At 33.5% G+C, this 26,439-nt stretch carries 29 protein-coding genes; 21 read left to right on the forward strand and 8 right to left on the reverse strand.

Annotated elements, in window-relative coordinates; genetic code table 11:
• Nucleotides 1-19 precede the first annotated feature (19 nt).
• The 18 genes from ACWGOQ_RS02170 to tsaB all read left to right on the forward strand — a co-directional run bounded on the left by ACWGOQ_RS02170 (nt 20) and on the right by tsaB (nt 15,012).
• On the forward strand, nt 20-769 hold the full coding sequence (locus ACWGOQ_RS02170) for an energy transducer TonB (protein WP_452056908.1): 750 nt from the start codon (nt 20-22) through the stop codon (nt 767-769).
• A 127-nt stretch (nt 770-896) separates the two neighbouring features.
• Complete coding sequence (locus ACWGOQ_RS02175; RefSeq protein ID WP_452056909.1) at nt 897-1,082, forward strand: hypothetical protein; 186 nt, start codon at nt 897-899, stop codon at nt 1,080-1,082.
• 29 nt (nt 1,083-1,111) lie between these two features.
• A complete protein-coding gene (locus ACWGOQ_RS02180) occupies nt 1,112-1,351 on the forward strand; it encodes a hypothetical protein (RefSeq protein ID WP_452056910.1) in 240 nt (79 codons plus the stop codon).
• A 270-nt stretch (nt 1,352-1,621) separates the two neighbouring features.
• Nucleotides 1,622-2,524: a heme o synthase gene (gene cyoE, locus ACWGOQ_RS02185; RefSeq protein ID WP_452056911.1), complete on the forward strand. Its 903-nt coding sequence runs from the start codon at nt 1,622-1,624 to the stop codon at nt 2,522-2,524.
• Nucleotides 2,515-3,096, forward strand: coding sequence for a cytochrome c oxidase subunit 3 (locus ACWGOQ_RS02190; protein ID WP_452056912.1), 582 nt, complete (start codon nt 2,515-2,517; stop codon nt 3,094-3,096). The genes cyoE and ACWGOQ_RS02190 overlap by 10 nt, the downstream gene beginning before the upstream one ends.
• A 48-nt stretch (nt 3,097-3,144) precedes the next feature.
• A complete protein-coding gene (locus ACWGOQ_RS02195) occupies nt 3,145-4,128 on the forward strand; it encodes a cytochrome c oxidase subunit 3 (RefSeq protein WP_452056913.1) in 984 nt (327 codons plus the stop codon).
• A gap of 23 nt (nt 4,129-4,151) precedes the next feature.
• Nucleotides 4,152-4,511 carry a cytochrome C oxidase subunit IV family protein gene (locus tag ACWGOQ_RS02200; protein WP_452056914.1) on the forward strand — a complete coding sequence of 120 codons (360 nt, stop codon included), beginning with the start codon at nt 4,152-4,154 and terminating at the stop codon, nt 4,509-4,511.
• Nucleotides 4,512-4,614: 103 nt separating this feature from the next.
• The gene (locus ACWGOQ_RS02205) at nt 4,615-5,268 is read left to right on the forward strand and encodes a hypothetical protein (protein WP_452056915.1); all 654 of its coding nucleotides are present in this window, start codon (nt 4,615-4,617) and stop codon (nt 5,266-5,268) included.
• 3 nt (nt 5,269-5,271) lie between these two features.
• Nucleotides 5,272-6,006: an SCO family protein gene (locus tag ACWGOQ_RS02210; RefSeq protein WP_452056916.1), complete on the forward strand. Its 735-nt coding sequence runs from the start codon at nt 5,272-5,274 to the stop codon at nt 6,004-6,006.
• Nucleotides 5,999-6,541, forward strand: a complete 543-nt coding sequence (locus tag ACWGOQ_RS02215) for a DUF420 domain-containing protein (RefSeq protein WP_452056917.1) — start codon at nt 5,999-6,001, stop codon at nt 6,539-6,541. The genes ACWGOQ_RS02210 and ACWGOQ_RS02215 overlap by 8 nt, the downstream gene beginning before the upstream one ends.
• Nucleotides 6,542-6,648: 107 nt before the next feature.
• Complete coding sequence (locus ACWGOQ_RS02220; RefSeq protein WP_452056918.1) at nt 6,649-6,879, forward strand: CAMCR motif-containing small membrane protein; 231 nt, start codon at nt 6,649-6,651, stop codon at nt 6,877-6,879.
• A gap of 226 nt (nt 6,880-7,105) precedes the next feature.
• Nucleotides 7,106-7,807: an ABC transporter ATP-binding protein gene (locus tag ACWGOQ_RS02225; protein WP_452056919.1), complete on the forward strand. Its 702-nt coding sequence runs from the start codon at nt 7,106-7,108 to the stop codon at nt 7,805-7,807.
• Entirely contained in the window at nt 7,800-9,047 is a 1,248-nt protein-coding gene (locus ACWGOQ_RS02230; RefSeq protein WP_452056920.1) for an ABC transporter permease, read from the forward strand. Before ACWGOQ_RS02225 ends, ACWGOQ_RS02230 begins: the two co-directional genes overlap by 8 nt.
• Nucleotide 9,048: 1 nt before the next feature.
• Entirely contained in the window at nt 9,049-10,314 is a 1,266-nt protein-coding gene (locus tag ACWGOQ_RS02235) for an ABC transporter permease (RefSeq protein WP_452056921.1), read from the forward strand.
• 58 nt (nt 10,315-10,372) lie between these two features.
• Nucleotides 10,373-11,485: an efflux RND transporter periplasmic adaptor subunit gene (locus ACWGOQ_RS02240; protein ID WP_452056922.1), complete on the forward strand. Its 1,113-nt coding sequence runs from the start codon at nt 10,373-10,375 to the stop codon at nt 11,483-11,485.
• A gap of 138 nt (nt 11,486-11,623) precedes the next feature.
• Nucleotides 11,624-12,958, forward strand: a complete 1,335-nt coding sequence (locus ACWGOQ_RS02245; protein ID WP_452056923.1) for a TolC family protein — start codon at nt 11,624-11,626, stop codon at nt 12,956-12,958.
• 76 nt (nt 12,959-13,034) lie between these two features.
• Nucleotides 13,035-14,312 carry an efflux RND transporter periplasmic adaptor subunit gene (locus ACWGOQ_RS02250; RefSeq protein WP_452056924.1) on the forward strand — a complete coding sequence of 426 codons (1,278 nt, stop codon included), beginning with the start codon at nt 13,035-13,037 and terminating at the stop codon, nt 14,310-14,312.
• A 40-nt stretch (nt 14,313-14,352) separates the two neighbouring features.
• Nucleotides 14,353-15,012: a tRNA (adenosine(37)-N6)-threonylcarbamoyltransferase complex dimerization subunit type 1 TsaB gene (tsaB, locus tag ACWGOQ_RS02255; RefSeq protein ID WP_452056925.1), complete on the forward strand. Its 660-nt coding sequence runs from the start codon at nt 14,353-14,355 to the stop codon at nt 15,010-15,012.
• A gap of 85 nt (nt 15,013-15,097) precedes the next feature.
• On the opposite strand, the gene ACWGOQ_RS02260 is transcribed toward tsaB, so the two are convergent.
• The 4 genes from ACWGOQ_RS02260 to ACWGOQ_RS02275 all read right to left on the reverse strand — a co-directional run bounded on the left by ACWGOQ_RS02260 (nt 15,098) and on the right by ACWGOQ_RS02275 (nt 18,673).
• Nucleotides 15,098-15,763, reverse strand: coding sequence for a hypothetical protein (locus tag ACWGOQ_RS02260; RefSeq protein WP_452056926.1), 666 nt, complete (start codon nt 15,761-15,763; stop codon nt 15,098-15,100).
• A 493-nt stretch (nt 15,764-16,256) separates the two neighbouring features.
• Nucleotides 16,257-16,949, reverse strand: a complete 693-nt coding sequence (locus ACWGOQ_RS02265; protein ID WP_452056927.1) for a hypothetical protein — start codon at nt 16,947-16,949, stop codon at nt 16,257-16,259.
• A 490-nt stretch (nt 16,950-17,439) separates the two neighbouring features.
• The gene (locus tag ACWGOQ_RS02270) at nt 17,440-17,640 is read right to left on the reverse strand and encodes a dodecin family protein (RefSeq protein ID WP_452056928.1); all 201 of its coding nucleotides are present in this window, start codon (nt 17,638-17,640) and stop codon (nt 17,440-17,442) included.
• A gap of 127 nt (nt 17,641-17,767) precedes the next feature.
• Nucleotides 17,768-18,673, reverse strand: a complete 906-nt coding sequence (locus tag ACWGOQ_RS02275; protein WP_452056929.1) for a NifU family protein — start codon at nt 18,671-18,673, stop codon at nt 17,768-17,770.
• A 245-nt stretch (nt 18,674-18,918) separates the two neighbouring features.
• Here ACWGOQ_RS02275 and ACWGOQ_RS02280 point away from each other — a divergent pair, with 245 nt between their 5' ends.
• Nucleotides 18,919-19,941, forward strand: a complete 1,023-nt coding sequence (locus tag ACWGOQ_RS02280) for a PorP/SprF family type IX secretion system membrane protein (protein ID WP_452056930.1) — start codon at nt 18,919-18,921, stop codon at nt 19,939-19,941.
• Between the two features lie 105 nt (nt 19,942-20,046).
• On the opposite strand, the gene ACWGOQ_RS02285 is transcribed toward ACWGOQ_RS02280, so the two are convergent.
• Nucleotides 20,047-20,556: a rhodanese-like domain-containing protein gene (locus ACWGOQ_RS02285; RefSeq protein ID WP_452056931.1), complete on the reverse strand. Its 510-nt coding sequence runs from the start codon at nt 20,554-20,556 to the stop codon at nt 20,047-20,049.
• Nucleotides 20,557-20,568: 12 nt separating this feature from the next.
• Nucleotides 20,569-21,747 (reverse strand): vWA domain-containing protein, encoded by a 1,179-nt coding sequence (locus tag ACWGOQ_RS02290; protein WP_452056932.1) that lies wholly within the window; start codon nt 21,745-21,747, stop codon nt 20,569-20,571.
• Between the two features lie 223 nt (nt 21,748-21,970).
• On the opposite strand from ACWGOQ_RS02290, the gene ACWGOQ_RS02295 reads away from it, so the two are divergent.
• Together ACWGOQ_RS02295 and ACWGOQ_RS02300 are read left to right on the forward strand one after the other, a co-directional pair.
• Nucleotides 21,971-24,199 carry a tetratricopeptide repeat-containing sensor histidine kinase gene (locus ACWGOQ_RS02295; protein WP_452056933.1) on the forward strand — a complete coding sequence of 743 codons (2,229 nt, stop codon included), beginning with the start codon at nt 21,971-21,973 and terminating at the stop codon, nt 24,197-24,199.
• 63 nt (nt 24,200-24,262) lie between these two features.
• Nucleotides 24,263-24,997: a LytR/AlgR family response regulator transcription factor gene (locus ACWGOQ_RS02300; protein WP_452056934.1), complete on the forward strand. Its 735-nt coding sequence runs from the start codon at nt 24,263-24,265 to the stop codon at nt 24,995-24,997.
• A 32-nt stretch (nt 24,998-25,029) separates the two neighbouring features.
• On the opposite strand, the gene murI is transcribed toward ACWGOQ_RS02300, so the two are convergent.
• Together murI and ACWGOQ_RS02310 are read right to left on the reverse strand one after the other, a co-directional pair.
• The gene (murI, locus tag ACWGOQ_RS02305) at nt 25,030-25,818 is read right to left on the reverse strand and encodes a glutamate racemase (RefSeq protein ID WP_452056935.1); all 789 of its coding nucleotides are present in this window, start codon (nt 25,816-25,818) and stop codon (nt 25,030-25,032) included.
• An 85-nt stretch (nt 25,819-25,903) separates the two neighbouring features.
• On the reverse strand, nt 25,904-26,413 hold the full coding sequence (locus ACWGOQ_RS02310) for an OmpH/Skp family outer membrane protein (protein WP_452056936.1): 510 nt from the start codon (nt 26,411-26,413) through the stop codon (nt 25,904-25,906).
• Nucleotides 26,414-26,439 lie beyond the last annotated feature (26 nt).

A 26,439-nucleotide genomic window follows, 5' to 3' on the forward strand; every position in this document is an offset into this window, starting at 1 on the left:
AACGTTAAAACTAAATGATATGAGTAACAAGCATGAAACTAATGTGCGAAAAGGCACATTGGTAAACTTTCAGATTGGACTTATTGCAAGTCTGTTATTTACCTATGTAATGTTCGAAGTATATACTTCAGATTCTGTGAAAACTGTAATTGATGATCCAATAACCTTAGAAGACGAACCTTTTATTTGGAGTGGAGAATTTCAGGTATATCAGGAGCCAAAAGAAAAGGTTGTGGCGCAAACCAGGCCTGATCCTATTCAGAATCCTACTGATTTTGAAGTTGTAAAGGATGATGTGGTATTGGATGATCTCACTGAAGAATTTAAAAGTGAGGAACCAGTGGAGTCTGCACCATTTAATCCAGATGTTCTTGCAAATGATGAAGATGATGCTGATGAAATACCTGAAAATGTTCCTTTTTCTGTTGTAGAAGATGTGCCTGTTTTTCCTGGCTGCGAACGTCTTCGAACAAATAAAGAAAAGGCAGCTTGCTTTTCAGAGCAGATTAGTAAAATTATTTCCAGAAAGTTTGATACTGGAATCGGAAGTGAGTATGGATTAAGTGGTGTGCAAAGAATATATGCTTTGTTTGATGTAGCAGCCGATGGAACTATTCAGAATATACAGGTAAGAGCTCCGCATCCAAAGCTTAAAAAAGAAGCAGAAAGAGTAATTCGTCTGTTCCCTACCATGACGCCGGGAAAACAGCGTAAAATACCCGTAACGGTAAAATATCAATTACCAATCGTGTTTAAAATTCAAAATTAGACAGTTTACTGTATAATTACAGTATCTTTTTACAATGTCAGAATCCCGTTACGATGATCGTAAACGGGATTCTTTTTTGGTGTGCTTGTTGATTCAGATTTTAATTGTAACGTTAAAACTAAATAGTATGAGTAACAAGCACGATGCTAAGGTACGAAAAAGTACATTGGTGAATTTTCAGATAGGGCTAATGATAAGCCTTTTATTCACGTATGTGATGTTCGAGATGTACACCTCGATTTCGGAGATGGAGCTGATAAATGCTACTTCCAAAAACACCGATGAAACTAATTTTACCATGAATTGTATTTAAGGTTGAAAAAAACACCTAAAATAAATACAATGGTCAAAGCCAAAATGGTTAAAAAGCCTGACTGGACAAAAACAGAGGTGGTTGATAACAATGTAGCCTTACAAAAGCTCAGAAAAGAACGTAACAATGGGAATAATAGAATAAATCCCGCTGTAATTCCTATGGATTCTATTATTGATGTACTTGCTGAAGAGAAGATTACATTTCCAATCGATAAAGTTACGATGGCTCCGATTTATCCAGGTTGTGAAAAATTCTCTTACTTATAGAACCAGATAAAATCGGATATAAACTAGTGAAGGTGAATTATATATTCCCTATTACTTTTAAGGTTGTCGATTAATGATAGCCCAGCTTGCACAAGTTAGGCTTTTTTATAAAACTGAAAGAAAACATAGTCTCAACTATGCTAAAGCTTATAGATTTTGCTAGAACAGTTGTTAAAAGGTGGATTATAAATAGTTATAAGTTGTCTAAAATGCTTTTAAGGCCTATCTTTGCACAACTTTTTTAAAAGCTATTTAGTAAACGTGCAAAATTTGAGTTTAACCCAAGTCGATACTGCCAAAGTTTCTTTAATCCAGGATTTTAAAGAAATTACTAAGATGCGATTAGCATTAAGTGTAGTGTTTTCATCTGTAGCTGGTTATTTGTTAGGAGTTGATACAATTTCGTGGAGTACATTAGTGCTTCTGTCAATTGGCGGTTATTTTATGGTTGGAGCGTCTAATGCATTTAATCAGATTATCGAACGTGATCTGGATGTTTTAATGGATCGTACAAAAAATAGACCAATTCCCTCTGGTAGAATGTCTGTAAATACTGCTTTTGTCATAGCAGCTTTATTTACTGTTTTAGGAATTTCAGTGTTGTATTTTATCAATCCTCAGACAGCTATGTTTGGGGCAATTTCAATATTTATTTACGTAAGTTTATATACCCCATTAAAAACCAAAACTCCTCTATCAGTGTTTGTTGGGGCGATCCCAGGAGCTATTCCATTTATGCTGGGGTGGGTTGCTGCTACTAATAATTTTGGTATAGAACCCGGAACCTTATTTATGATACAGTTTTTCTGGCAATTTCCTCATTTCTGGGCGATAGGATGGTTTTTATATGATGATTATAAAAAAGGAGGTTTCTTTATGTTACCTACCGGGAAAAGAGATAAAGGAACGGCTACCCAAGTGTTGATTTATAGTATTTGGACGGTTGTTACATCATTAATACCAGTATTTGGAGTCACAGGAAGATTATATATCACTCCTGTTTCAGGAGTTTTGATCTTGATATTAGGAGGTTTTTTACTAAGGTATGCAGTCCGTTTATATAAAAAAAGAGATGCCAAAGCAGCAAAACAATTGATGCTTGCCAGTGTATCTTACATCACTTTGCTACAAATTATTTATGTAGCAGATAAATTTATTCGTGCATGGATTTAACACAAGGAACAACAAACGAAAAACAGAAGCGGGCAAAAAAAACCATGATGTGGTTTGGGATGGTAAGTATGACAATGACTTTTGCTGGCCTTACCAGTGCATATGTAGTAAGTAAGACAAGAGAGGATTGGTTAACCGACCTTGTATTTCCTAATGCTTTTGTAATAAGTGTTTTTGTAATGTTAGCAAGTAGTTTAACATTATACTTGGTTAAAAGAGCAATAGAAAATAAGAACAGAGGTTTAGCAACATTGTTGCTATTAGCTACACTTAGCTTGGGGGTACTATTTGTTTTCTTACAATTTCAGGGTTTTGCAGATATTATGTCGCAAGGATATTATTTTACGGGTCCATCTGCTAATATTGTTCCAACATTTTTATATATTATCGTAGTATTACATATAGTTCACGTAATTGTCGGGCTAATAGTACTTTTAGTCGTAATTTATAATCATTTTAAACAAAAGTATAAAAGAGGGCAAACCCTTGGTTTAGAACTGGGTGGTATGTATTGGCATTTTGTAGATGTTTTATGGCTTTATCTCTTTTTATTTTTATATTTCGTTAGATAATAAAATTGATTACTTTTGTGGAAAATTTAACAATACCAAATTCTATATATGGAAACAACTGTTACTAATACAGGTACAGAAGGTAAAATCTGGGGTGGAGGTAATCAGCCGCTCAAGGCGAGTTATGGTAAGATGATGATGTGGTTTTTTATCCTGTCTGATGCACTTACGTTCTCTGGGTTTCTTGCTGCTTACGGTTTTTCGAGATTTAAGTTTATTGATTCATGGCCAATAGCGGATGAAGTGTTTAATCATTTCCCGTTTCTTCATGGAGTAGACGCGCCGATGTATTATGTGGCATTGATGACGTTTATATTGATTTTTTCTTCGGTTACTATGGTGTTAGCGGTAGATGCAGGTCATCATTTGAAACAAAAGAAAGTGATTCTTTATATGTTTCTCACCATTATTGGAGGTGCAATATTTGTCGGTTCGCAGGCTTGGGAGTGGAAAAATTTTATTAAAGGAGAATACGGTGCTGTAGAGACAAAAGGAGGGCAAATTCTGCAATTTGTAGATGCAGAAGGTCATAGAGTAGCACTGCACGATATTGCTATTGTGAATAACAACCAAGATCGGACACAGCACGAAAGTAAAAAGGGAATTTGGTATGAATCTGAAGGAACGCTACCAACATATACTGTTGAAGAAATAAAAGCCGGTTTTTTGAAGAAGAATGATCTTTTAATACGAACACAAGTATTGACCGATAAAGGGGAGAAAACAATATTATCTAGAGAAGAATCTTTACGAAAATTGAATACAGATGCTATTGGAGTTGTCGAAGGAGCGAATCTGGTACATAACGAATATGGGACTCCTTTGTTTGCTAATTTCTTCTTTTTTATCACTGGATTTCACGGATTTCACGTATTTTCTGGAGTTGTAATCAATGTTATTATATTTTTTAATGTAATATTGGGCACCTATGAGAGAAGAAAGAATTATGAAATGGTAGAAAAAGTAGGTCTTTATTGGCACTTTGTGGATTTAGTTTGGGTATTTGTATTTACATTCTTCTACCTGGTTTAATAAATAAAAGAATTTAGTTTAACATGGCACACGATACAGCACACCACGAATCAAATACATCACGAATCTGGAAAGTATTTATATTACTATCCGTTGTTACGATAGTAGAAGTGATTTTAGGGATTATCAAACCAGCATTTTTAATAGAGACAACGGTGATTAGTATGAAATTACTAAACTGGATCTTTATTATTTTAACCATATATAAAGCGTATTATATTACATGGGCGTTTATGCATATGGAAGGTGAGACCAAAGGGTTAAGAAGAGCAGTAGTATGGACCGCGGTGTTTCTGATTTGTTACTTGATGTTTATATTATTAACAGAAGGAGATTATATCTATGAAGTATTTAAATCTGGGCACAAAAGTTGGGACTTCTAAAATCTGCTTTTAAGTACGTTAAAAGCATAATAAAAGATAATAAAAGGCGGTTGATTTCAACCGTCTTTTTTATTTTTGCAATCGAAGTAAAGACTATAATCTAATGAAAAAATTTTTAGTTCTCGGAATACTTTTTATCCTGCCATTGGTGGTGTATTTGTTTTTTGCTTCTGCAGTAGATAATTTTTCTAAACTTCCCGTCTTACAAGAATCTGTTGGAAATCTTAATAATTTTGAAAGTCTTACCGGAGAACGAATTACTCTAAAGGACAAGATCACAGTGTTGGGTTTTTTTGGTGAAAATGCTTACAATAAAGAGGGGAATGCTTTTAATCTCAATCAAAAGATTTACAAGAAGAATTATGAGTTTCGAGATTTTCAATTTGTCATGATTTTACCATATGGTAGCCAAAAGGCAACAAAAGAACTTTTAGCAAAATTAGATGATATTGTAGATGTATCTGGTTGGAAATTTCTTTTCGGCACACCAGAAAGTATACAGCAGTTTTTTAAAAGTCTAAAAACACCGTATAGCTTAGATCAGCGAAAAGCGACGAGCTACGTCTTCATTATTGATAAAGAAGGTAGTCTAAGAGGTAGAGAAGAGAATCGTGAAAAAAATGAACAAAAAGTATATGGGTATGATACCAGTTCGGTAGCAGATTTAAATAATGTAATGGTCGATGATGTAAAGGTGATTTTAGCAGAATATCGCTTGGCATTGAAGAAATACAAAGCAGATCGTAAAGAAAAATAAACTATGAAAAAGTACTCATATGTTGGCATATCGTTTGTCATTTTGATTTTTGGAATTATTTTTATTCCCAAAATTGTGAATAGGATACAAGAGTCTTCCATTGTAAGAAATGATAGGATGAGTGCTCAGAATCCTGTAGCCAATGAAAAACTCTCCTATATTAAGATAAATGGTAAGCCGAGAAAAGTTCCAGAATTTGCTTTTCTAAATCAAGATAGTTTGGTAATCACAAATCATGATTATAAAGGTAAAGTGTATATCGTCGATTTTTTCTTTACTAGCTGCCCAACAATTTGCCCTAAAATGACCACTAATTTGGTCTATTTACAAAATGAACTTAAGGGCTACGAAAATTTTGGAATTGCTTCTTTTACGATTAACCCAAAGCGAGACTCACCTCAGATACTAAAGAAGTATGCAGAAAATTATGGCATCACTAATTCTGATTGGAATCTGTTAACAGGCGATAGAGAAGATTTGTATCGTCTTGCTAATACGGGATTTAATATCTACGCTGCAGAAAATTCTAATGTGCCTGGTGGGTTTGAGCATAACGGATACTTTGCATTGATTGATCAAGATGGATATATTAGATCACGCTACGATGCTTCGGGAAACCCAATTATATATTATAGAGGGACGATAGATGTGGACCAAAAAAAAGATGAAAACGGAGAAGAAGAACAAATTACAATCTTATTAAAGGATATTAAAAAATTACTAAAAAAAGATGAGTAGCAACGTATCAGAGATAGAAAGTAAGTATAGCAAATGGATTGTTATATTATCGGTAGCAATACCTGTAGCAGTAGCTGCTCTATTTGGGGTCAATCTTCGTAAATTAGGTTTTGACGTGGAGCCACTAACTTTTTTACCGCCTATTTATGCCAGTATAAACGGACTGACTGCAGGTCTACTCCTAGTTGCATTTTGGGCAGTTAAGAATAAGAAAATTAAGTTGCACGAAAACTTGATGAAATCTGCCATTATATGTTCAGTATTGTTTCTGGTAATGTATGTAGCCTATCATATGACCAGTGATTCTACTAAATTTGGAGGAGAAGGTGCAGTTCGCTATATATACTATTTTATATTGATAACCCATATTGTTTTATCAATAGTGGTGATTCCATTTGTTTTGGTTACCTATGTAAGGGCGTTGTCAAAAAGATTTGATAAACATCGTAAAATAGCTAGAATTACGTTTCCTTTATGGTTGTATGTAGCAATATCAGGAGTAATTGTTTATGTTATGATTTCACCATATTATTAATAAGATGTTACTTTTAAAATAAGGGTTGCCATCTAATTGAAAATAATACGCTAAACTAATCCTGCCAAGCAGCGGGGTGTATAGAATTGATGTAAGAAAATCGTCAAATGAGAACTCAAATACTCTACATCTCAGTTTTGTTACTACTGTTTACAGTTTCAGCAGATGCCCAGTGCGCTATGTGCAGAGCGGTGCTGGAAAGTGAAGAAGGACAGAATACTGCAAGAGGTATAAACAATGGGATCGTATATTTAATGATTATACCATATGTTCTTATAGGTGTAGTAGGGTATGTTCTTTATCGTAATAAGAAGAAAACTTCAAAAAGTAATGAATAGCTTTTTGTATTAATTTAATCTTTAACATTTTCATAACATAGTAAAGTGTAACAAAACGTATGTAGGAGAAGTCTTATGATCATAAGACTGCACTAACCAATCAAAAAGTATTTCTAGAGGGGAAAACTAGAAAATTGATCTGCTAGAATTTATAGCAGTAAAACTAAGTGAGTCTTCGTTAACAAAAAAGGATGTTTTTACATCTTGTGAATTTTAATCTTGAATTATGATCGAAATTAAAGACTTGCATAAATCTTACCAAATGGGAAGTAATTCCCTTCATGTTCTTAAAGGTATTGACTTCAATGTAAAGGAAGGTGAGTTAGTTGCTATTATGGGATCTTCTGGTTCAGGAAAATCTACACTGCTTAATATTTTAGGAATGTTAGATGAAGCCGATAATGGAAGTTATTTTTTAGATAATATCCCAATTAAAAACTTAAATGAAAAGATAGCTGCTCAATATAGAAATAAATTTCTCGGATTTATATTTCAATCGTTTAACCTTATTAACTATAAAAATGCACTGGATAACGTAGCAATGCCACTATATTATCAAGGGATAAAAAGAAAGGAAAGAACTGAGAAGGCTCTTCACTATTTAGAAAAAGTTGGTTTGGCTGATTGGGCAACACATCTTCCTAATGAGTTGTCCGGAGGACAAAAGCAGCGTGTAGCAATTGCTAGGGCTTTGGCTTCAGAACCTAAAGTTTTGTTGGCAGATGAGCCTACAGGTGCACTAGATACCACGACCTCTTATGAAGTAATGGAGTTAATCCAAGGAATTAATGATGAAGGAAAAACAATACTCATTGTTACACACGAGGAGGATATAGCACACATGACTAAGAGAATAGTTAATCTTAAAGATGGTCTTATCATCGATGACGGAGCAGTAGAACAAGTTAGAGCGAATACATATGTTTAATATAGAGCGCTGGCAAGAAATATTCGATACAATCCGTAAAAATAAATTACGAACATTTTTAACTGGATTATCCGTCGCTTCAGGGATATTTATTTTAGTAATCCTTTTAGGAGTTGGTCAAGGAATGCAAAACGGAATTTCTCAAGAATTTGAAGGAGACGCGTCTAATAGTATTTGGGTTTGGACAAGACCCACTTCTGTAGAATATAAAGGCTTGAATCCAGGGAGGTTTTTTAGTATGACGAATGAGGATTTCGACTTTATTCATAAAACGAATGAAGAAGTAATAGAATACGAATCTTCTCGTGTGCGTATTTGGGGGTCAGTAATTTCTTATAAAAAAGAGTCAGGTAATTATAGAATAGAAGGAGTCTTTCCAGGATTTCAATTTATTGAAAACCAATCCATGCTTTCAGGTAGGTTTATCAATCAGCAAGATATTAATGAAAAAAACAAAATTGTAGCTATTGGTAATAAAGTAAAGCAGGCATTATTTAAAAATAATGAAGATCCTATCGGGAAATATATTAGGCTCAACGATATTCCTTTTAAAGTAGTAGGAGTGTACACAGATAAAGGAGGGGATCGGGAAGAAGAACAGGTTTCGGTTCCATCGACTACGGCACAACAAGTTTTTAATAGAGGACAGAATATTAATAATCTGTCCTATACATTAAAACCAGAAAAAGACTTTGAAACAGCCGTTGCAAAGTCTGAAGAATTCGTTGCAACCATAACTGCATATTTAAAAAATAAACATACGATTGCTCCAACTGACGAGAGAGCTATTGGCATTGGAAATTCTCTAGAACAGGCCAAAAGGTTTTATAGTCTTATTTTTATGATAAAAGCATTTTTCTGGTGGGTTGGTGTGTGTACCATTATTGCCGGAGTAGTGGGGGTGAGTAATATCATGCTTATTATTGTAAAAGAAAGAACAAAAGAAATAGGGATTCGTAAAGCAATTGGAGCACTACCTTCTTCAATTATAGGGATGATTTTACATGAGGCAATATTCGTGACTTCAATTGCAGGATTTACAGGATTAATTTTTGGATTGATTTTATTAGAAGTAGTCGGCCCTATGATCGAGACTGATTTTATATCGAGTCCTTCGGTAAACTTCAATGTTGCATTGACCACAGTATTTATACTAATTTTTGCCGGAGCTATTGCAGGGTTTTTCCCAGCATGGAGAGCCGCAAAGATAAAACCTATTGTAGCACTTAGAGACGAATAATATGTTTAATAGAGATCGATGGAATGAAATTATAGAAGCACTCACCGCAAATTGGTTTAGAACATTGCTTACTGCTTTTGGGGTGTTTTGGGGCATCTTTATACTGGTTATCTTATTGGCAGCCGGTAAAGGTTTAGAAAATGGAGTAAAACGTGGGTTTGGAGATATTGCTACCAATACAATGTTTATGTGGACCCAGGTTGCTTCTAAGCCCTATAAAGGGTTACCTAAAGGAAGAAGGTATAATTTTAAAATAGGAGATGTTGCATCTATTAGGGAAAATGTCCCAGGATTACGCTACATATCACCACGAAACCAACTCGGAGGCTTTGGGGGGACAAATAATGTTGTTAGAGGTTTAAATACAGGAGCCTTTAACGTTTATGGAGATTACCCTGAAATAATTAACCAAGATCCAATTACAATAACTTCTGGACGATTTATCAATTATGGGGATATTGATAATAATCGAAAGGTTGCTGTAATAGGAGAAGGGGTGAAGAAGGAGTTGTTTAAACTAGGAGAAGAACCCATAGGCGAATACATAAAAATACAAGGAGTTAATTTTATGGTGATCGGAACCTATGTTAAAAAATCCAATAATGGAGACCGTGAACAAGGGCAAAATGAAATATTTGTTCCATTTACTTCTTTTTCACAAGCTTTTAATCGTGCAGATAATGTTGGTTGGATGGCAATTACTGCACAAGATAATAACTCAATAACAAAACTTAAGAAGCGTATTATTGATGTGGTGAAAACAAATCATACAATTCATCCAGATGATGATCGAGCTGTAGGAAATTTCGATTTGTATGAAGAGTTTAGTAAGATAAATGGTCTTTTCATTGCGCTTAAAGGAGTTGCCTATTTTGTTGGGACTTTGGTATTGTTGTCAGGTATCATAGGGATTAGTAATATTATGCTAATCGTGGTAAAAGAAAGAACGAAAGAAATTGGGATAAGAAGAGCTTTAGGAGCATCACCTTGGTCTATACGCGGACAAATACTGTTAGAGTCTATTTTTTTGACAATCATTTCAGGAATGACAGGTATTGCTATTTCTACAGGTGTTATATTCTTAGTTAATAAAATTTTAGAAGGAATTCCCGAAAGCAATGAAACAATGTTTGCAAACCCTAGTGTGGATCTTACAGTGGTTTTTGTAGCTTTGTTAATTTTGATCACCAGTGGACTCTTAGCAGGGTTAATACCAGCTCAAGTAGCCATAAAAACAAAACCAATAGATGCTTTAAGAGCAGATTAAATAATTAGTCAATCAAGTTTACTGTTGCAAATAGTAAAAAAATCAATAAATATTTAAAATGAAAAAAACAATAACCGTCATTATTTTACTTCTTATCGTAGTGATATTTGGAGGAGCTCTGTATTATTTATACCAAAAAAACCAAGAAGATCCAATTACCTATAAAACGGAACAAAGTACCACTGAAACTATTATTAAAAAGACAGTTGCTACGGGCAGTATTGTTCCTAAAGAAGAAGTGCTGATAAAACCAAATATTTCAGGAATTATTGAAGAAATCTATATTGAAGCCGGTGACCAAATCAAATCAGGGGACCTAATCGCTAAAATTAGAGTCATTCCTAATGTATCTTCGTTGCAAAGTGCTAAAAACGCAGTGCAAACCGCAAAAATAGATTTAGATAATCAAGAAAAAGTTTTTAAACGTCAGAAAGAATTATTTGATAAAGGCGTAATATCAGCAAATGAATTTGATGGCGCCGATGTTACCTACAAGCAATCAAAGCAAAATTATGAAGCTGCACAACAGAATTATGAGATTGTTCGTACCGGAACTGCTAGAGGATTAGGGAGTGCTGCAAATACTTTAATACGTTCTACCGTAACAGGAATGGTCTTAGAAGTTCCGGTAAAAGAAGGAAATCAGGTGATAGAATCTAACAATTTTAATGATGGGACTACGATTGCAGCTGTAGCAGATGTAGGTCAAATGATTTTTGAAGGAAACGTAGATGAAAGCGAGGTTGGAAAGATAAAAGAAAACCTACCGTTAGAAATAACTGTTGGAGCCATAGAGGATAAAAAATTTGATGCAGTTTTGGACTATATTGCACCCAAAGGAAAAGAAGAAAATGGAGCAATTCAGTTTGAAATAAAAGGAACCTTAAATAAAAAAGATACAACTTTTATAAGAGCAGGACTCAGTGCTAATGCGTCTATAATTTTAGCAAAAGTAGATAGCGTAATGGCGTTGAAAGAATCCCTAATTCAATATGACTCTAAAACTCAGAAACCCTTCGTAGAAGTTGCTATTGGTGAACAAGAGTTCGAAAATAGAGATGTAGAATTGGGTGTGAGTGATGGTATTAACGTCGAGATAAAAAGCGGAATTACAAAAGAAGATAAAATAAAAGTTTGGAACCAAATTAAGAAACCCGAGTTTGGAAATTAATTTTTTTCAAAAAAAAGTGTAACAACAACTATCAATAGTATACAAATAGGTATTGTGAAATAAATCTGAGAACGGTTTTGATATTAAACTAAATTTAGATTGATTTCTGTCTGACCTCTTAAAAATAAAGAAAAACAGATGAAAGTTAAAATTTCAATTATTTGCTGTGCCCTTTTTGGGATGTTAATGATTCAGGCACAAGATAAAAAATGGACACTAAGAGAATGCGTAGAATATGCTTTAGAAAATAATATTTCTATAAAGCAATCAGCGTTAGATATAGAAAACGCAAATGTTGATAAATTAACAGCTTTAGGTAATTTTGTTCCTTCTGTATCTGTTAACGGTTCTCTTTCTTCTAATACTGGTGCAAATATTAACCCGGTAACTAATGCTTTCGAAAGTTCAACATTTATATCTTTTACCACTGGTGCTAACGTTGGATTAACACTGTTTGATGGATTACGTAATTTTAGACAATTACAAAGAGCGAAAATGTCCAAATTGGCAAGTCAATACGCACTGGGAAAAATGAAGGATGATATAGCCTTGTTTATAGCAAATGGGTTTTTACAGGTGCTATTAAACAAAGAGTCGCTAAAAGTTATCGAGAAACAACACGAAATTACCTTAGAACAATTAACAAGAACCAAAGACTTAGTAGATGCTGGTGTATTGCCTCAGGGAGATTTGTTAGAAATTGAAGCTACATCTGCAGATGAGTTGACCAGAATCGTTCAGGCACAGAATGCAGTTCAAATATCATTAGTAAGTTTAGCACAAACGCTTCTTATTAAGGATTATGAAAATTTTGATATAGCGGAGTCTGATTATATTATTCCTGATTCAAGTATAATGCAAAGTTCAGTCAGTAGTATTATAGCAAAAGCCAGAGAAACAAGATATGAGGTGCAAATTGCTGAACAAAATAAACTTTTGGCAGAAAAAGATCTTCAATTGGCTAGAGGAAGCTATTATCCAAGGTTGTCAGCGTTTTTTGGCTACAATACAAGGTGGGCGGACAATGATTTTTTTGAAAGAGGATTTGTTGAACAGCTTTATGAGAATGACGGTTTTTCTTACGGGTTGCAATTAAATATTCCTATATTAAATGGTTTCACCACGAGATCCCAGGTTAAGAGAAGTAAAATCAATGTAAAGCGAACTGAGTTCCAGTTAGAGCAAGCAGAATTAGATCTGGATAGTAATGTATATCAAGCATACCTTGATGCTAAAGGTGCCGCAGAAGCGTATGAGGCCTCCTTAGTTGCTGTAAAGGCACAGGAAAGAGCATATGCCTATGCGAAAGATCGATATGATGTCGGAAGGACCAATGCATTTGATTTCAGCCAATCTAAATTTAGATTGGAAAATGCACAGAGTAATGAAGTGCAAGCAAAATTTGATTATATTTTTAAAATTAAAGTGTTAGAACTTTATTTTGGAATAAAACTAGCAGATATAAAATTGTAAAATATTTAAGTAGCACGTTTGGCTACAAATGAAAAGGTTGTAATTTCATACCATAGAATTAATCTTAAATCACGTCATGAGCAGAAAAACTTTACTAATCATTTTAACAATTGTTGTCGTTTTAATTATTGGGCTGGTCTTTGGAAAAAAGGCAGGATGGTTTGGGAAAGACGGAAACTTGAAAGAAGTAGAAATATCAAAAATTGAGAAAATAGATATTATCGAAACTGTTTCTGCCACCGGAAAAATTCAACCCGAGGTAGAGGTCAAGCTTTCTTCTGAAGTGTCTGGAGAAATTATTGACTTACCAATTAAAGAAGGACAACAGGTTAAAAAAGGAGATCTTTTGGTAAGAATTAATCCAGATATTATACAATCTGGATTAAACAGGTCTCAGGCTGCATTAGAAAATGTAAGAGCAGGTCTACAGCAAGCAGAGGCAAGCCTGAAAGAAGCAAAATTAAACTATGATCGTAATAAAGGCTTGTTTGACAAAGGAGTGATTTCTAAGGCAGAGTGGGATGCTTCAGTTTCTGCTTTTGAGGTTGCCGAAGCCGCTAAACAATCTGCATATTATAGTGTAAGAAGCGCACAAGCAACTGTAAATGAAGCAAAAGATAATCTAAACAGAACAACTATTTATGCTCCTATGGAGGGAACTATTTCCAAATTATCCGTAGAATTGGGAGAACGTGTAGTAGGTACACAACAAATGGCTGGAACCGAAATTGTTCGAGTTGCTGATTTAAGTAATATGGAAGTTGAGGTTGATGTAAATGAAAATGACATTGTTAAAGTTGCTTTAGGAGATTCCACCATTGTCGAAGTAGACGCGTACCTCAAAAAACAATTTAAAGGATTGGTTACAGAGATTGCAAACTCCGCAGAAAGTACCTTAAGTGCCGATCAGGTTACTAATTTTAAGGTTAAAGTTCGTATTCTGGAAGAATCATATCAGGATTTGGTAAAAGATAAACCAGAAAGTTATTCTCCTTTCAGACCGGGTATGACTGCTACTGTTGATGTAATCACTAGTAAAAGACAAAATATTATAGGAGTTCCTATCAGTGCGATAGTAATTAAGAGTGATACTTCTAGTAATGCAAAAAGATCCTTTACAAAAGAAAAACTTACAGATACAGATGAAAAGTTTGAGTGTGTATTTGTTAATGATAACGGAGCCGCTAAATTAAGAGTGATTAAAACTGGTATTCAGGACGATAGTAATATAGAAATTACCAAAGGTTTACAAGTTGGTGAAGAAGTGATTACAGGACCTTATAATGTAGTTACCAAAACACTAAAGACTGGTGATAAAGTTACTTCTAAAAAGGAAAAAAAGACTGAAGAGTAATGATAATAATTAAGGGTATCTTTGCATAAACTTTTGAAAGATGGCCTATATTCTTTGTATAGAAACTTCTACAACCAATTGCTCAGTGGCACTGGTAAAAGATGGAGATGTCGTAACGTCCAAAGAGGACTACGATACTAAATATTCTCACGCCGAACGCTTACATCATTTTATAAGTATTGTAATTAATGAATCAAGAATATCTTTTAGCGATCTTGATGCAATTGCAGTAAGTAAAGGTCCCGGATCCTACACGGGTTTAAGAATTGGGGTTTCTGCTGCAAAAGGATTATGTTATGGATTGGATATTCCATTAGTTTCAGTGAACACACTACAGGCTTTGGCGTTACAAGTGGAACTAACAAAAGGCAAGGTGGTACCTATGATTGATGCCAGGAGAATGGAAGTATATTCTGCGGTATTCTCTAACAGGTACGAACAGGTAAGACCTGTAGAGGCAGAAGTACTAACAGAAGCTTCTTACCAGTCGTATTTACAAGAAGATAAAGTATATTTTATCGGAAACGGAGTTGCCAAATTTGCTAAAATCTGTAATCATAAAAATGCAGAGTTTATCTCAGAAAAATTACCATCTTCAATAGCGATGTCAACAATCAGTTATAGAAAGTTTTTGAGAAGTGACTTCGAAGATGTAAGTTACTTTGAACCGTATTACTTAAAAGATTTTGTAGCAGGTTAATGTTGGAGAAGAGAATACTACTATCAAAAATACCACCCGTACTTTCGTGGATGGCATTTCTATATATTTTATACTAGATTTAGAGTTAGTCTCTTCTAGTGCTAAGTAAAGTCCTAGATGGGTTAGCACCGGTGCTTTTCAATGCGTTATATCTAGACACAAGGCGGATAAGATCTTCCTCTTTTCTTACCTTTATTCTTTCTTTTTTCATATATGCTTTTAACTCTTCTTCTTTATCGCCAAGAGCAGCTAGAATTTCTTTCTTGCTAGTCGGTAACTCCATAATAGTGCCACGCTCTTCAAGAAAATAATCTGTTCTTATTTGTACTTTTCCAGGAGTGGCTGTACCACTGACAGATCCTTTTTTGTCAGGTTCTGTAATTTTTACAACGTATTTTTTATAAATTCTATAACGCTCATTTAACTCAACTAGAACATAATATCCGGGTCTTTTTAAACCACGTTGTGTTTTGAATTCACAATAGTAATAATAATCCCCATCTATTCTTGCGTGGGTAGTGGTGCTTTTTACTAATTCAAATAGATCTGATCCTTTTTTATGCTGTAACGCATCTGTATAGGCATTATATCTAAGTTTAGTGTCAAAAGTTCCTGACTTTTCATCGATTACACTTGCATCCTTATATCGAAGACTCTCAAAAATAGAACCATCATACTCATCAAATGTACTTAATCTCTCAGTCGGTTTTAGTAAAGATTGCGGAAGTTGTGCAAACAAAACTGACGACATTGTTAAAAACAAAATTTGTAATATTTTTCTCACGGCTTGCTGATTTAGGTATAATAAATGTAATAAAACACGGGGTTAAATGCAAAAACATAAGTTTTAATACAGAATTTTTATTGATTCTTTAAAAGATAAGCTGTTTTAGCGAAATTTTTATGAAAAAAATTCTGATTCGTTGAAAATATAACATCAATTTTTTAAGGTAAAACCGTAATTATGGTCACGAAAACGTTATAGATTTGTAAGAAATTACTTCAAATCATGTAGATAAAATATATTCTTACGGCTGAAAAAGTTGCGTTTTTTTATCTTAAGGTCTATAAAAGAAGTAGAACATCTAGATTGTTTAGCATTGTGAAATTGAAATGTAAAGTCCCTTAATTATAAAAAATATAAATTTCCAGAAATAAAAAAGCACCTTTGATTAGTCATCGTTAGGTGCTTTTATTTTTTAAATAATTATTCTTAATATTAGGAAAAATAAGTCGGTTTTGTTCTAGTGTTTGACAAATAAACTTCTGGAACGACTTCCGTCTGTAGTTTTTAGCGCATTGTATCTGGAAACAAGTCGTATTAAATCTTCTTCTTTCTTCACTTTAATACCTTCCTTTTTCATATATTTTTTGAGCTCATCTTCTTTGTCACTAAGCGCTGCTAAAATTTCTTTCTTATTCATAGGAAGCTCCATAATAACCCCTCTTTCTTCGAGAAAGTATTTTGTTTGAATACTAAGCTTTCCACGAGTGGCATTCCCGTTGGCCGCTCCATTTTTGTTTGGTTCTCTAATTTTTAAATTATACTTTTTGTAGATTCTATAACGATCATTTAGTTCTACAAGAACATAATATCCTGATTTTTCTATTCCGCGTTGGGATTTAAAATCACAGTAGTAGTAATAATCTCCATCGATTCTCGCGTGGGATGTTGGATTCTTTACTAATTGGAACAAATTGTCTCCTTTTTCAAGTTCTAAAGCATCGGTATATGTATTATAACGAAGTTTAGTGTCGAATGTTCCTGACTTCTCATCTATAATACTAGCATCTTTATATCTGAAGTTTTTATAAACAGAACCGTCATATTCATAAAACATAGTTACCTTTTCCGCAGGTTCCACTAAAGATTGTGGAAGTTGAGCAAATAAAAAAGGAGAGAACAATAAAAATAGTAAATGTAGTTTCTTTCTCACAATAATTAGATTTAGGTTATTGTAAATTTAATAAAACGCAATATTATATGCAAAAAATCAACTTTTAATAGGTAATTTTTACTTAATTGACAAAGTATTTCGTTTTTTCACAAAAAATTCGTTTGTTATCTTTTATTTTATTACATAATTAACATCTTTTTATTACGGTTTAACAGTAAATAATGAGTAAAAAAAACGGAAACATGGCAAGAAAAAGTTTCAATTTTGGGTGTAAAAATCAGATTTCCTGATTTTTACAAAAGCTTTTTCGATTTGGTATTAAAGGAAACACTGTTTGATTCTTATGATAAAATTTATAAATATGGTAAATTTCAAAAAGGAATATCTATTTTATTATTGATACATAAAGAGGTGTTTTTAAGTTTTTTTTACACAAGTACCTTCATATTGGATGAGAAAATTTGCTTTTGTTAATAAAAAAGCATCTCAAGATTCTTGAGATGCTTTAAATAATATATAATGTGATTTTTTAATTAATCTCAAAGGATATTTTTAGAATAACCCTATATTCTTTAATTTCATTATTCTTAATCACTAGCTTTTGGTCTGATATCCACGCTGATTTAATATTTTTTACTGTTTTTGCAGCTTCTTTTACTCCGTTTTTTGCTGCATCTTCCCAACCTTTATCTGAGGTTGCTATTACTTCTATTACTTTAACAATTGCCATTTTAATAATTTTTTGGTTAATATTTTATAAAAGGTTCTGTAATATACAAGATACTCTGGTCTTTTTTAAATAATTACCCCTATTATTTATCTGGTTTTTCAATAGAGTTAAAATATAATTCGATAAACTACCCATTGATTGCTTCTACATAAGATACTTTATCCTTCAACATCTCTTTCAACATATTTTCTATCCCATTTTTTAATGTAAACGTTGAAGAAGGACAACCACTACAAGCACCTTGTAAGATTACCTTTACTCCTTTACTAACAGGATCATAGGAGTCAAACATGATATTACCTCCATCGCTTGCAACAGCAGGTTTAATATATTCTTCAATAATGTTTACAATATCTTTTGAAGTGTCATCAAGTTTCTCATATGCAGCGTCCGCTTCCTTTTCTACCTGACCTTTAGAAACGGTAGCATTTTCTGAAAGTACTTCCTTACCTTGTTCAAGATATTCTCTTAAAAATTCTCTTATTTCCAGAGTGATGTCATTCCAGTCTGCCATATCATATTTATTAATAGAGATGTAATTCTCATCAATATATACTTCTTTTACGAATGGGAAATGAAACAACTTTTCTGCTAAAGGAGCTTCTTTAGTGTCGTCAATACTTTTAAACTCGTGTCCAACAGCAACCAATTTCTTATTTGCTACAAATTTAAGTACTGCGGGATTGGGAGTGCTTTCTGCATAAATGGTAATTGGTACCTTTTTTGGAGAAGAGGTTTCGTTAATAACAGGTTGACCACTATTTAGGTACTCTTTTATCTGCTCGGCGACTTCTTGTTGCACATCAGTCCATTCGACAATGTCATATTTGTCTATAGCAACAAAATTTTGAGCAATAAATACTCTTTTTACGAATGGCAAGTAAAACAATTGTTGCGCTAGCAGTGAATTTTTAGCGTGATCAATATTTTCAAATTCATAGCTGGTATGCTCAGTTAAAAAATAATTTGCTTCAAATTTTATGATACTCGGATTAGAAGTAGGTTCTATTTTTATTTCAAAATGCTTTTCCATGAATATATTTTCAGCAAATTTACTAAAAAGTATTTCCACTTTAGGATAGGGTTTATAAGATTAAGAATGTTTTAATACTGGGGTCAAAAGATATGTTCTGGTAAAAATTTATATATTTGAGGCCGGCAAGAAATAATATTTTGATTTGGGAAAAGAAATATTAAAGCCCCACAATATAAGCTGGATTAAATAGTTTATATTGAAATAATTAACCTAGTTTTTCCCTTTTAAACCGAACGCCTCTAATGAATTTGAAGAAATATTATTTGTTGTTTGCAATTCTGACCTCACAATTTATTTTTTCTCAGGAAGGAATCCCAGTGTATGCAGATTATCTCTCTGACAACTTATATTTGGTACATCCGTCTATGGCTGGAGCCTCAAATGCTAATAAAATTAGGCTTACAGCAAGAAAACAGTGGTTTGATGTAGATAACGCACCAAGTACGCAATCTGCTAATATTAATTTCAGAACAGGTGATAAAGTAGGTTTAGGAGCGATCGTTTACAGAGACGAGAATGGTAGATTTTCACAAACGGGAGTGTTTACAACTTTTGCGTATCATTTATTGTTTTCTCGAGATCGAACAGATTTGAATATGTTGTCTTTTGGTATTAGCGGTGCTTTTATTCAATCTAATGTAGATGAGAGAGGATTAGATGACCCTGCGGACCCTGATCCAGTTCTACGTGGCAATTTACAGAAAGATGGATATTTTAATATAGATGTAGGAATGTCTTATCATTACCTAAATTGGTTTGCCCATTTTACGGTTAAAAATATACTGCCAACAACAAGAAATATTTTTGATAATCCTAATAATACAATTTTAGAATCCAACAATCAAAGAAGATATATATTCTCTACAGGGTATGTATTTGGATTAGGAAATAGCCCTTGGAGCTTAGAACCATCAGTGCTTTACCAAGCAACTGATCAAACTAAGGAAAGTACGATTGATGCCAATTTTAAAGTATACAGAAGGTTTGGAGAACTAGCTACTTTATGGGGAGGTTTATCCTATAGAAGAAGTTTTGATGGCGCAGAGTTTTCTCAAACAGGTGCAGAAATAGAAAGTCAAAAACTACAGTACATCACTCCATTTCTAGGGATTAATTACAAAAAATGGATGGTTGGTTATACCTATAGTTATCAATCTAATTCTGTAGTTTTGAGTAATGGAGGTTTTCATCAGTTAACCTTGGGATACGACTTCGGAAAACGTAAAGAACGCTGGAACTGTCATTGTCCGGCAGTGAACAACTAAGAACGTGATTATCATATATAAAAAACGACAGCAAGCTATTTTAAGCTTGCTGTCGTTTTTTATTCTAATGAAGGTTTAATACCCCGAGGCTTCCTTCGGAGAAATTTACTTTACTTTAGTTCCAGTAAACTTTAATCGTTTATCTCGTATAGGAACTAACGAGGAAAGTTCATAGATGTTTTTATAACCATAACCATAACCATATAAGTTGATAAATGTCGGTATATTTAAGGCTAACGGAAGTTTTTTAGTTGGGAAATTTACAGTGTCTCCGTCGATGTTATTGTTACAATAAATTAAGATTCTTGTTTCTTTATCGGGAATAACTTTTGCGAGTTTCTCTTCAGTAAAATCCGAAAAATTTAAATGCACAGCTCCTTCTAAGTGTTTTTGGTTGTATGCAGCTTCTGATCTTGTGTCCAATAGAATAGTTTTAGGATCCTTTGTGAAATAAAGGAATGTATCTAGAGGTGTTAATCTAGTTTGTCTATACTCCAGAACTTCTTCTGAAATTTCTAAAAATGAATTGTAATCTACGTTGGACTTTTTCAACTCCTGATGCTTTTGAGATAACATGGTTATAGGTATTAATAAAAGGATTAAACTAGTTTTCATCGGTTTTGTTTTTTATAATTCTTTCCAGCTAAATGATTTTCGCTCTCCCTGAGTTTTTATTGCCTTGATCAATGCAGCTTCTAAATTAGAATCATCTTTTTTACTATTGTTTTTGATATATTCCATACGTTTCTTGTTCAGCTTTTGTATTTTTTCTTGGACTTCTTTTCGTTCGTTGCTCTTTTGAGTAATATATTTTTTCAGGTCGGTTTTAGATTTACCTTTTAGTTCTTGTGGTAATTCATCTTGCTCAACTTCTTCTAATTCAAAATTTTTGTCTTCTGCTGCATCTACAAGATCCCAACTTTTGTTTTTATAAAATCCAGAGCTCTTACTCACAGTTCTACTTACAGCATTGGCGGGACTATAAGACCTTGCATTGCTATCTTGTTCGGCCTGCAAGCTTATTTTTTTGGAACCCTCATCTCCGTAGTAGATATAAGTGTTATTCAATTTCTGGTTTAACTGTAGAATAATGTCATCATAAGGTGTTGCTATGTGTATTGTTTCTCTGTTATGATCAATAGCACTATATTCTCCATTTGTGAGATCTGCTCCGTCTTTCCATCTGGTTTCAATACCTTGTTTATAATTACCACAAAATATAGTATTAATGGTAACTCCTTTTTCCTTTGCATCAACGGCAGCATCTTTATAATTTATAGGACCTTGGGTAAAAGGTTCGTTTCCTGCAATGAATATTAATTTTAAATGGTCATTGTTTTTTTTCCAATCTAATTGGTTTATAGAAGTATTGATTACTTTACCACAATACTCGTTACCGCCGTTGGTAGTTAGTGCAAAAAGTTCTTTTGATATTTCGTCCAGATCATCAGAGAATGGAAGTACTTGTCTAATATACCCTTCTTTCGACGGTAAACGATCATTACCATATTCGTACAAAGCGATCTGTAGCTTTATTTTATAATGACCACACGATGCATAAGAAAGTTCATTTACTATTTCCCATAACTGGGCTTTTGCCTGATCAATTAGCCCATCCATACTATTACTAGTATCTAATAATAATGCTACCTGTATGTTTTTAGTATCAGGATCCGTTTTGTAGGTGTAAATCAGCTGTGAGTTTTCTGATACAAATACCAGTTCAGAATTTCTATTGTTTCTTGCGTTACAGGATATAGGAATTATTAGTAAGCATAATAAACTCCATAAATATAGTGTCTTCATAACTATTGTTCTTTATTTTAATTTAGGCTAAATCTAGGGTGAACTTTTTTGGATAAAAATGAGTAATGAGCAAGAAGCTAAGATGAATGAGTGAAAAAGCCTAATCAGTTAGGGAAGTTTAATTTTATGACCAAATAATTGATGGAAAAGGGATATCTTGATAAATTCTGATTTTAATATCCCATATAAATGGATTAAGTTTACCTGGCTTACGAAAAATGTAATGGATAAATTTTGTTTTGTATTACTGATAATGTGGCTCTTGCCAAACTCCCTTTTTGCTCAACACAATGCAAGAATAGTGGAGAAATCGTTGGCGACCATAAGAGGTACAGTGAAAGAAGATAAAACATTAAAGCCTATCAGTAATGTAGAAATCCGGGTAGTAGGCGGTAGGATATACCACACAGATAATTTGGGAGATTTTAAAATCCAAGCTAAAATAGGGGATGAGATCATAATCAGTCATGACAATTTTGATACGGTCTATTACACCATTAAAAGCGGAGAAAGAATTGATGTTAAAGTACAAGAAAATCCAGTAGCTTCAAGTGCTGATAGGGAGCAAAGGCAAAAAAAATTATCTGCGGCTTATGCAGTACATCTTGCTGCTGCCAGAAATTCTTTGAAAAAAGATGCCTCAACAAGTATTGATTATGTAACAAAAGCCCTAGAAACAATATCGGACGAAGATACTTTCGGTGATGAAAAAAAGGCAGAGCTTTTTGAAACTTTGGGAGATGTTTATGCGTATTGGAAACAGCCTGATTTAGCAGAAAGCAATTATGAAACCAGCCTAAACAATAAGTATAGCACTGATGTAAAAATTAAATTAGGTACTGTTCAATTACAGGGTGAAAATTATGACGCTTCTTTACGCACTTTTGATCAGCTCAAGAAATCCAGATTGCAATCTTTGCAACGCATTAAAGTGTATGAAGGGCTAGCAGATAGTTATAAAGGATACGGGGATGATAAGAGCGCTGTTAAAAATTATAATATAGCTCTGTCATTTGCACAAAAAGAGGAGGCTGAAGATATTATTATTGAATTGAATTCTAAACTGGCAGAAATTCTTCAGATTCAAGGAAATATGGATGATGCAGAGGAGTATTTGGATAACTCTGTACAACTGGCAAGCAGAAGAAGTAAAAAATCCTCGGCCCGTCAAAGAGCAAAAGCAGCAGATTTTTATAATAAGAGTAATAGTTTCGCAAAAGAAATAGAATTGCGAAAGGAGGCACTTGAAGATATTCAGGATATAGAACGAAAAGAACACGCTAACCCTGTGCAAGTTGATAATAGTGAGTTAGAACCAGCTATTAATGAAGATCGGGCTATCACATCTCAAGTTCAGAATTATAAAATAGCGAATGCCTTTGCTGCACAGGCTGAATATGATGAAGCGATACCTTATCTAGAAGAAAGTATAAAAAAAGCAGCATCAGAAAATGACCTTGTAGTTCAAAAAGATGCCACCAGAAAATTAGGGGAGGTATATCGAGAAAAAGGAGAGTTGAAAAAAGCATCAGAGGCTTTTAAAGAATACGAAGTTATTATTGATAAACTATATATTAAAAAAGAACAAGAAATATCACAAGCAACTAGATTTAATCGTGAATTAGCACAAAAAGCAAATCGAATTACTACATTAGAAAAGGACAGAGAACTTAATGAGAGTAGGTATAAACTGGCTTTTGCATCTCAAGAACTTGCTGGGCAGCAAAAAATAATTATTTATTCATTAATTGGGCTCTCTGTTTTACTGTTTTTGGCTGCTTATTTAATGTACCGAAATATAAAACAGCAGCAATATGCCAATAACCTATTAGCATTAAAATCATTACGCTCCCAGATGAATCCGCATTTTATTTTTAATGCATTAAATTCTGTAAATACTTTTATTGCTACAAGTGATGAACGTGCAGCAAACAAATATTTAACCGATTTCTCGTTATTGATGAGATCCGTATTAGAAAATAGTGAAGAAGATTTTATTCCATTAGAAAAAGAAATAGCATTATTAGATTTGTATGTGCAGTTGGAACATTTTCGATTTCAGGATAAATTTGAATATACTATTGAAGTCGACCCACAAATAGATATCGCAAAATACATGATTCCTCCAATGTTACTGCAACCTTATGTAGAGAATGCTGTTTGGCATGGATTGCGCTATAAGGAAGAAAAAGGGTTGTTATCAATACATTTTAATAAAACGAATAACGAAATAATAGAAATTGTAATTACAGATGATGGAATCGGTAGAGAAAAATCTAAAGCATTAAAAACGCAAAATCAAAAGAAACAAAAGTCTCAGGGAATGAGTAATATCCAAAAGAGAATTACTATCCTTAATACCATGTACAAAGACAAAGTCGATGTTTTTATCTCTGATTTGACTGACGAAGGAGGTACTGAAGTAAAATTGATACTAAAAAAAGAGGTGTAATGCTTTAGGAGTATTTGAGAACATGAATTCATTACAAAGAAAATTTAATAAATTTAATAAATTGTGAATTTAACAGCAATCGTAGTAGATGATGAGGCGAATAGCCGGGAAATCTTAAAAAATTATTTGGAAAAATATTGCCCGACAGTAAAGGTGATAGGAGAAGCTGCAAGTGTACCCGAAACATTAGAATTGCTAGGATCTAATAACCCTGATCTCTTGTTTCTTGATGTAGAGATGCCTTATGGTAATGCTTTTGATTTATTAGAGCAAGTACCCGATAGAACATTTGAAACTGTATTCGTTACAGCTTATAATCATTATGCTGTTGACGCACTAAATGCGCAGGCGACATATTATCTTTTAAAACCCATAGCAATAGATAATCTAATTAAGGCAGTTGATCACGTAAGCCACATAAAAGAGCGTGAAAAAGAATTAGAGGATAAAGTCTTGACTCCAAAAATATCTGCAGCTGCAGACGGAAAAATCACCATACCACAACAAGATGGTTTCGAGGTATTGAAAGTCACAGAAATTTTATACTGCCAGGCAGATGATAATTACACTAAAATATTCCTTAATCAAGGACAAAAATTAGTAAGTAAGACATTAAAGTATTTTGAAGACTCTTTAGTAGATCATGGATTTGTAAGGATACATAAAAGTTATTTAGTTAATGTAAATGCCATTGTAAAATATAAAAAAGGCAAAGGTGGCAGCGTTCAATTAAATTCTGGTAAAGAACTTCTGGTATCATCTTCTAAAAAAGGGAGCTTACTGGATTATTTTAAATAAAGAATGGTTGGTAAACGTGTCATTTCTAGTATCTAAAAGTCTAAATTTTTCGAACTAAAATTGACTTCGTTTGTTTTTAGAATTTTTCGTAAGATCGGTAATGATCCATTGGTGTAAAAGGTATGATCCCCTTCCTCGCTAGACGTATTTAAAAGGTTCTTTTTAGAAAGAACTACTTTAGTTTGTCGCGCTACAGCTTCACCAGAATCTATGATATCGATACCTACAGGAAGCATTTTTCTGAGAATTGGAATGAGATACGGATAATGGCTACAGCCCAAAACAAGGTAATCTATATTTTTATCGACCAACGGTTGAATATAGGATGATAATAAGATATACATTTCGGTAGTTTGGATTTTACCTTCTTCGATAAGCTCTACCAGTCCCGTACCGATGACTTCAATTACCTCTATGTTATTAGCATATTGATCAGATGTTTTTGCAAAAAGCTCGCTGGATAACGTCCCTTTTGTAGCCAACACTCCAACTTTCTGAGTCTTCGTATGTAAGGCAGCTGGTTTTATAGCAGGTTCAATACCGATAAACGGAATGTCAAACCGTTCTCTGAGTATTTTTATAGCATTTGTGGTAGCCGTATTACAGGCAACAACGATGATCTTACAGTGTAAATCAAGAAGTTTTTTGGTGTTTTTAATGCTTAAGGAGATAATTTCATCCTTATCACGTTTACCATAAGGCGCATACTTACTGTCTGCCAAGTATGTGGTATTTTCATTTGGCATTGCTAGCGCAATTTCTTTCCAAATAGAAGTTCCTCCTACACCAGAGTCAAAAATACCAATTGCCTGATTTTTCATTGATTTAAATAGTAATATGCCAAAAATAAAAAAACAGTGAGAATCTGGACTCACTGTTTTTTGTTTTATGTTATAAAGGTAATTTTTAAATACCCAAATCTTTCTTTACATCTGCCATTAGATCTTTCCCGTCAGCTAGGATAACTCCTGTTCCCGTGGTAGAATCTAATACATATTGAAAGCCTTGTGCTCTTGCTACTTTCTGTATAGATACGCGTGCAGTTTCATAAATTGGTTTCAATAACTCAATTTCTTTTTTCTGAAGATCTTGTAATGCGTTTTGTCTGTAATCACCAATACTTTTTTCTGTAGCCTGAACTTCTTGCGCTCTTTTAGCATTTTCTTCTTCAGTTTTAGTAGGAGCTTCCGCTTGATACTTTTTCATAGTATTTTGCAATTCCAAAACCATATTTCTGATTTCAGCTTCATATGTTTTGTTTAGCTTTTCGATTTCGCTTTTAGCAGCTTTAAAAGCAGGCATTGCTTCCACAAGTTCTTGAGAAGCGATATGTGCTACTTTGGATTGTGCATTAGTGAAACTTGAGGCTCCAAGGATAAATGCACATGCTACAAATAGGGTTCTAAACTTTTTCATTTTCAGTAATATTAAGTGTGTTATAA

Source organism: Aquimarina ulvae (genome assembly GCF_053613295.3).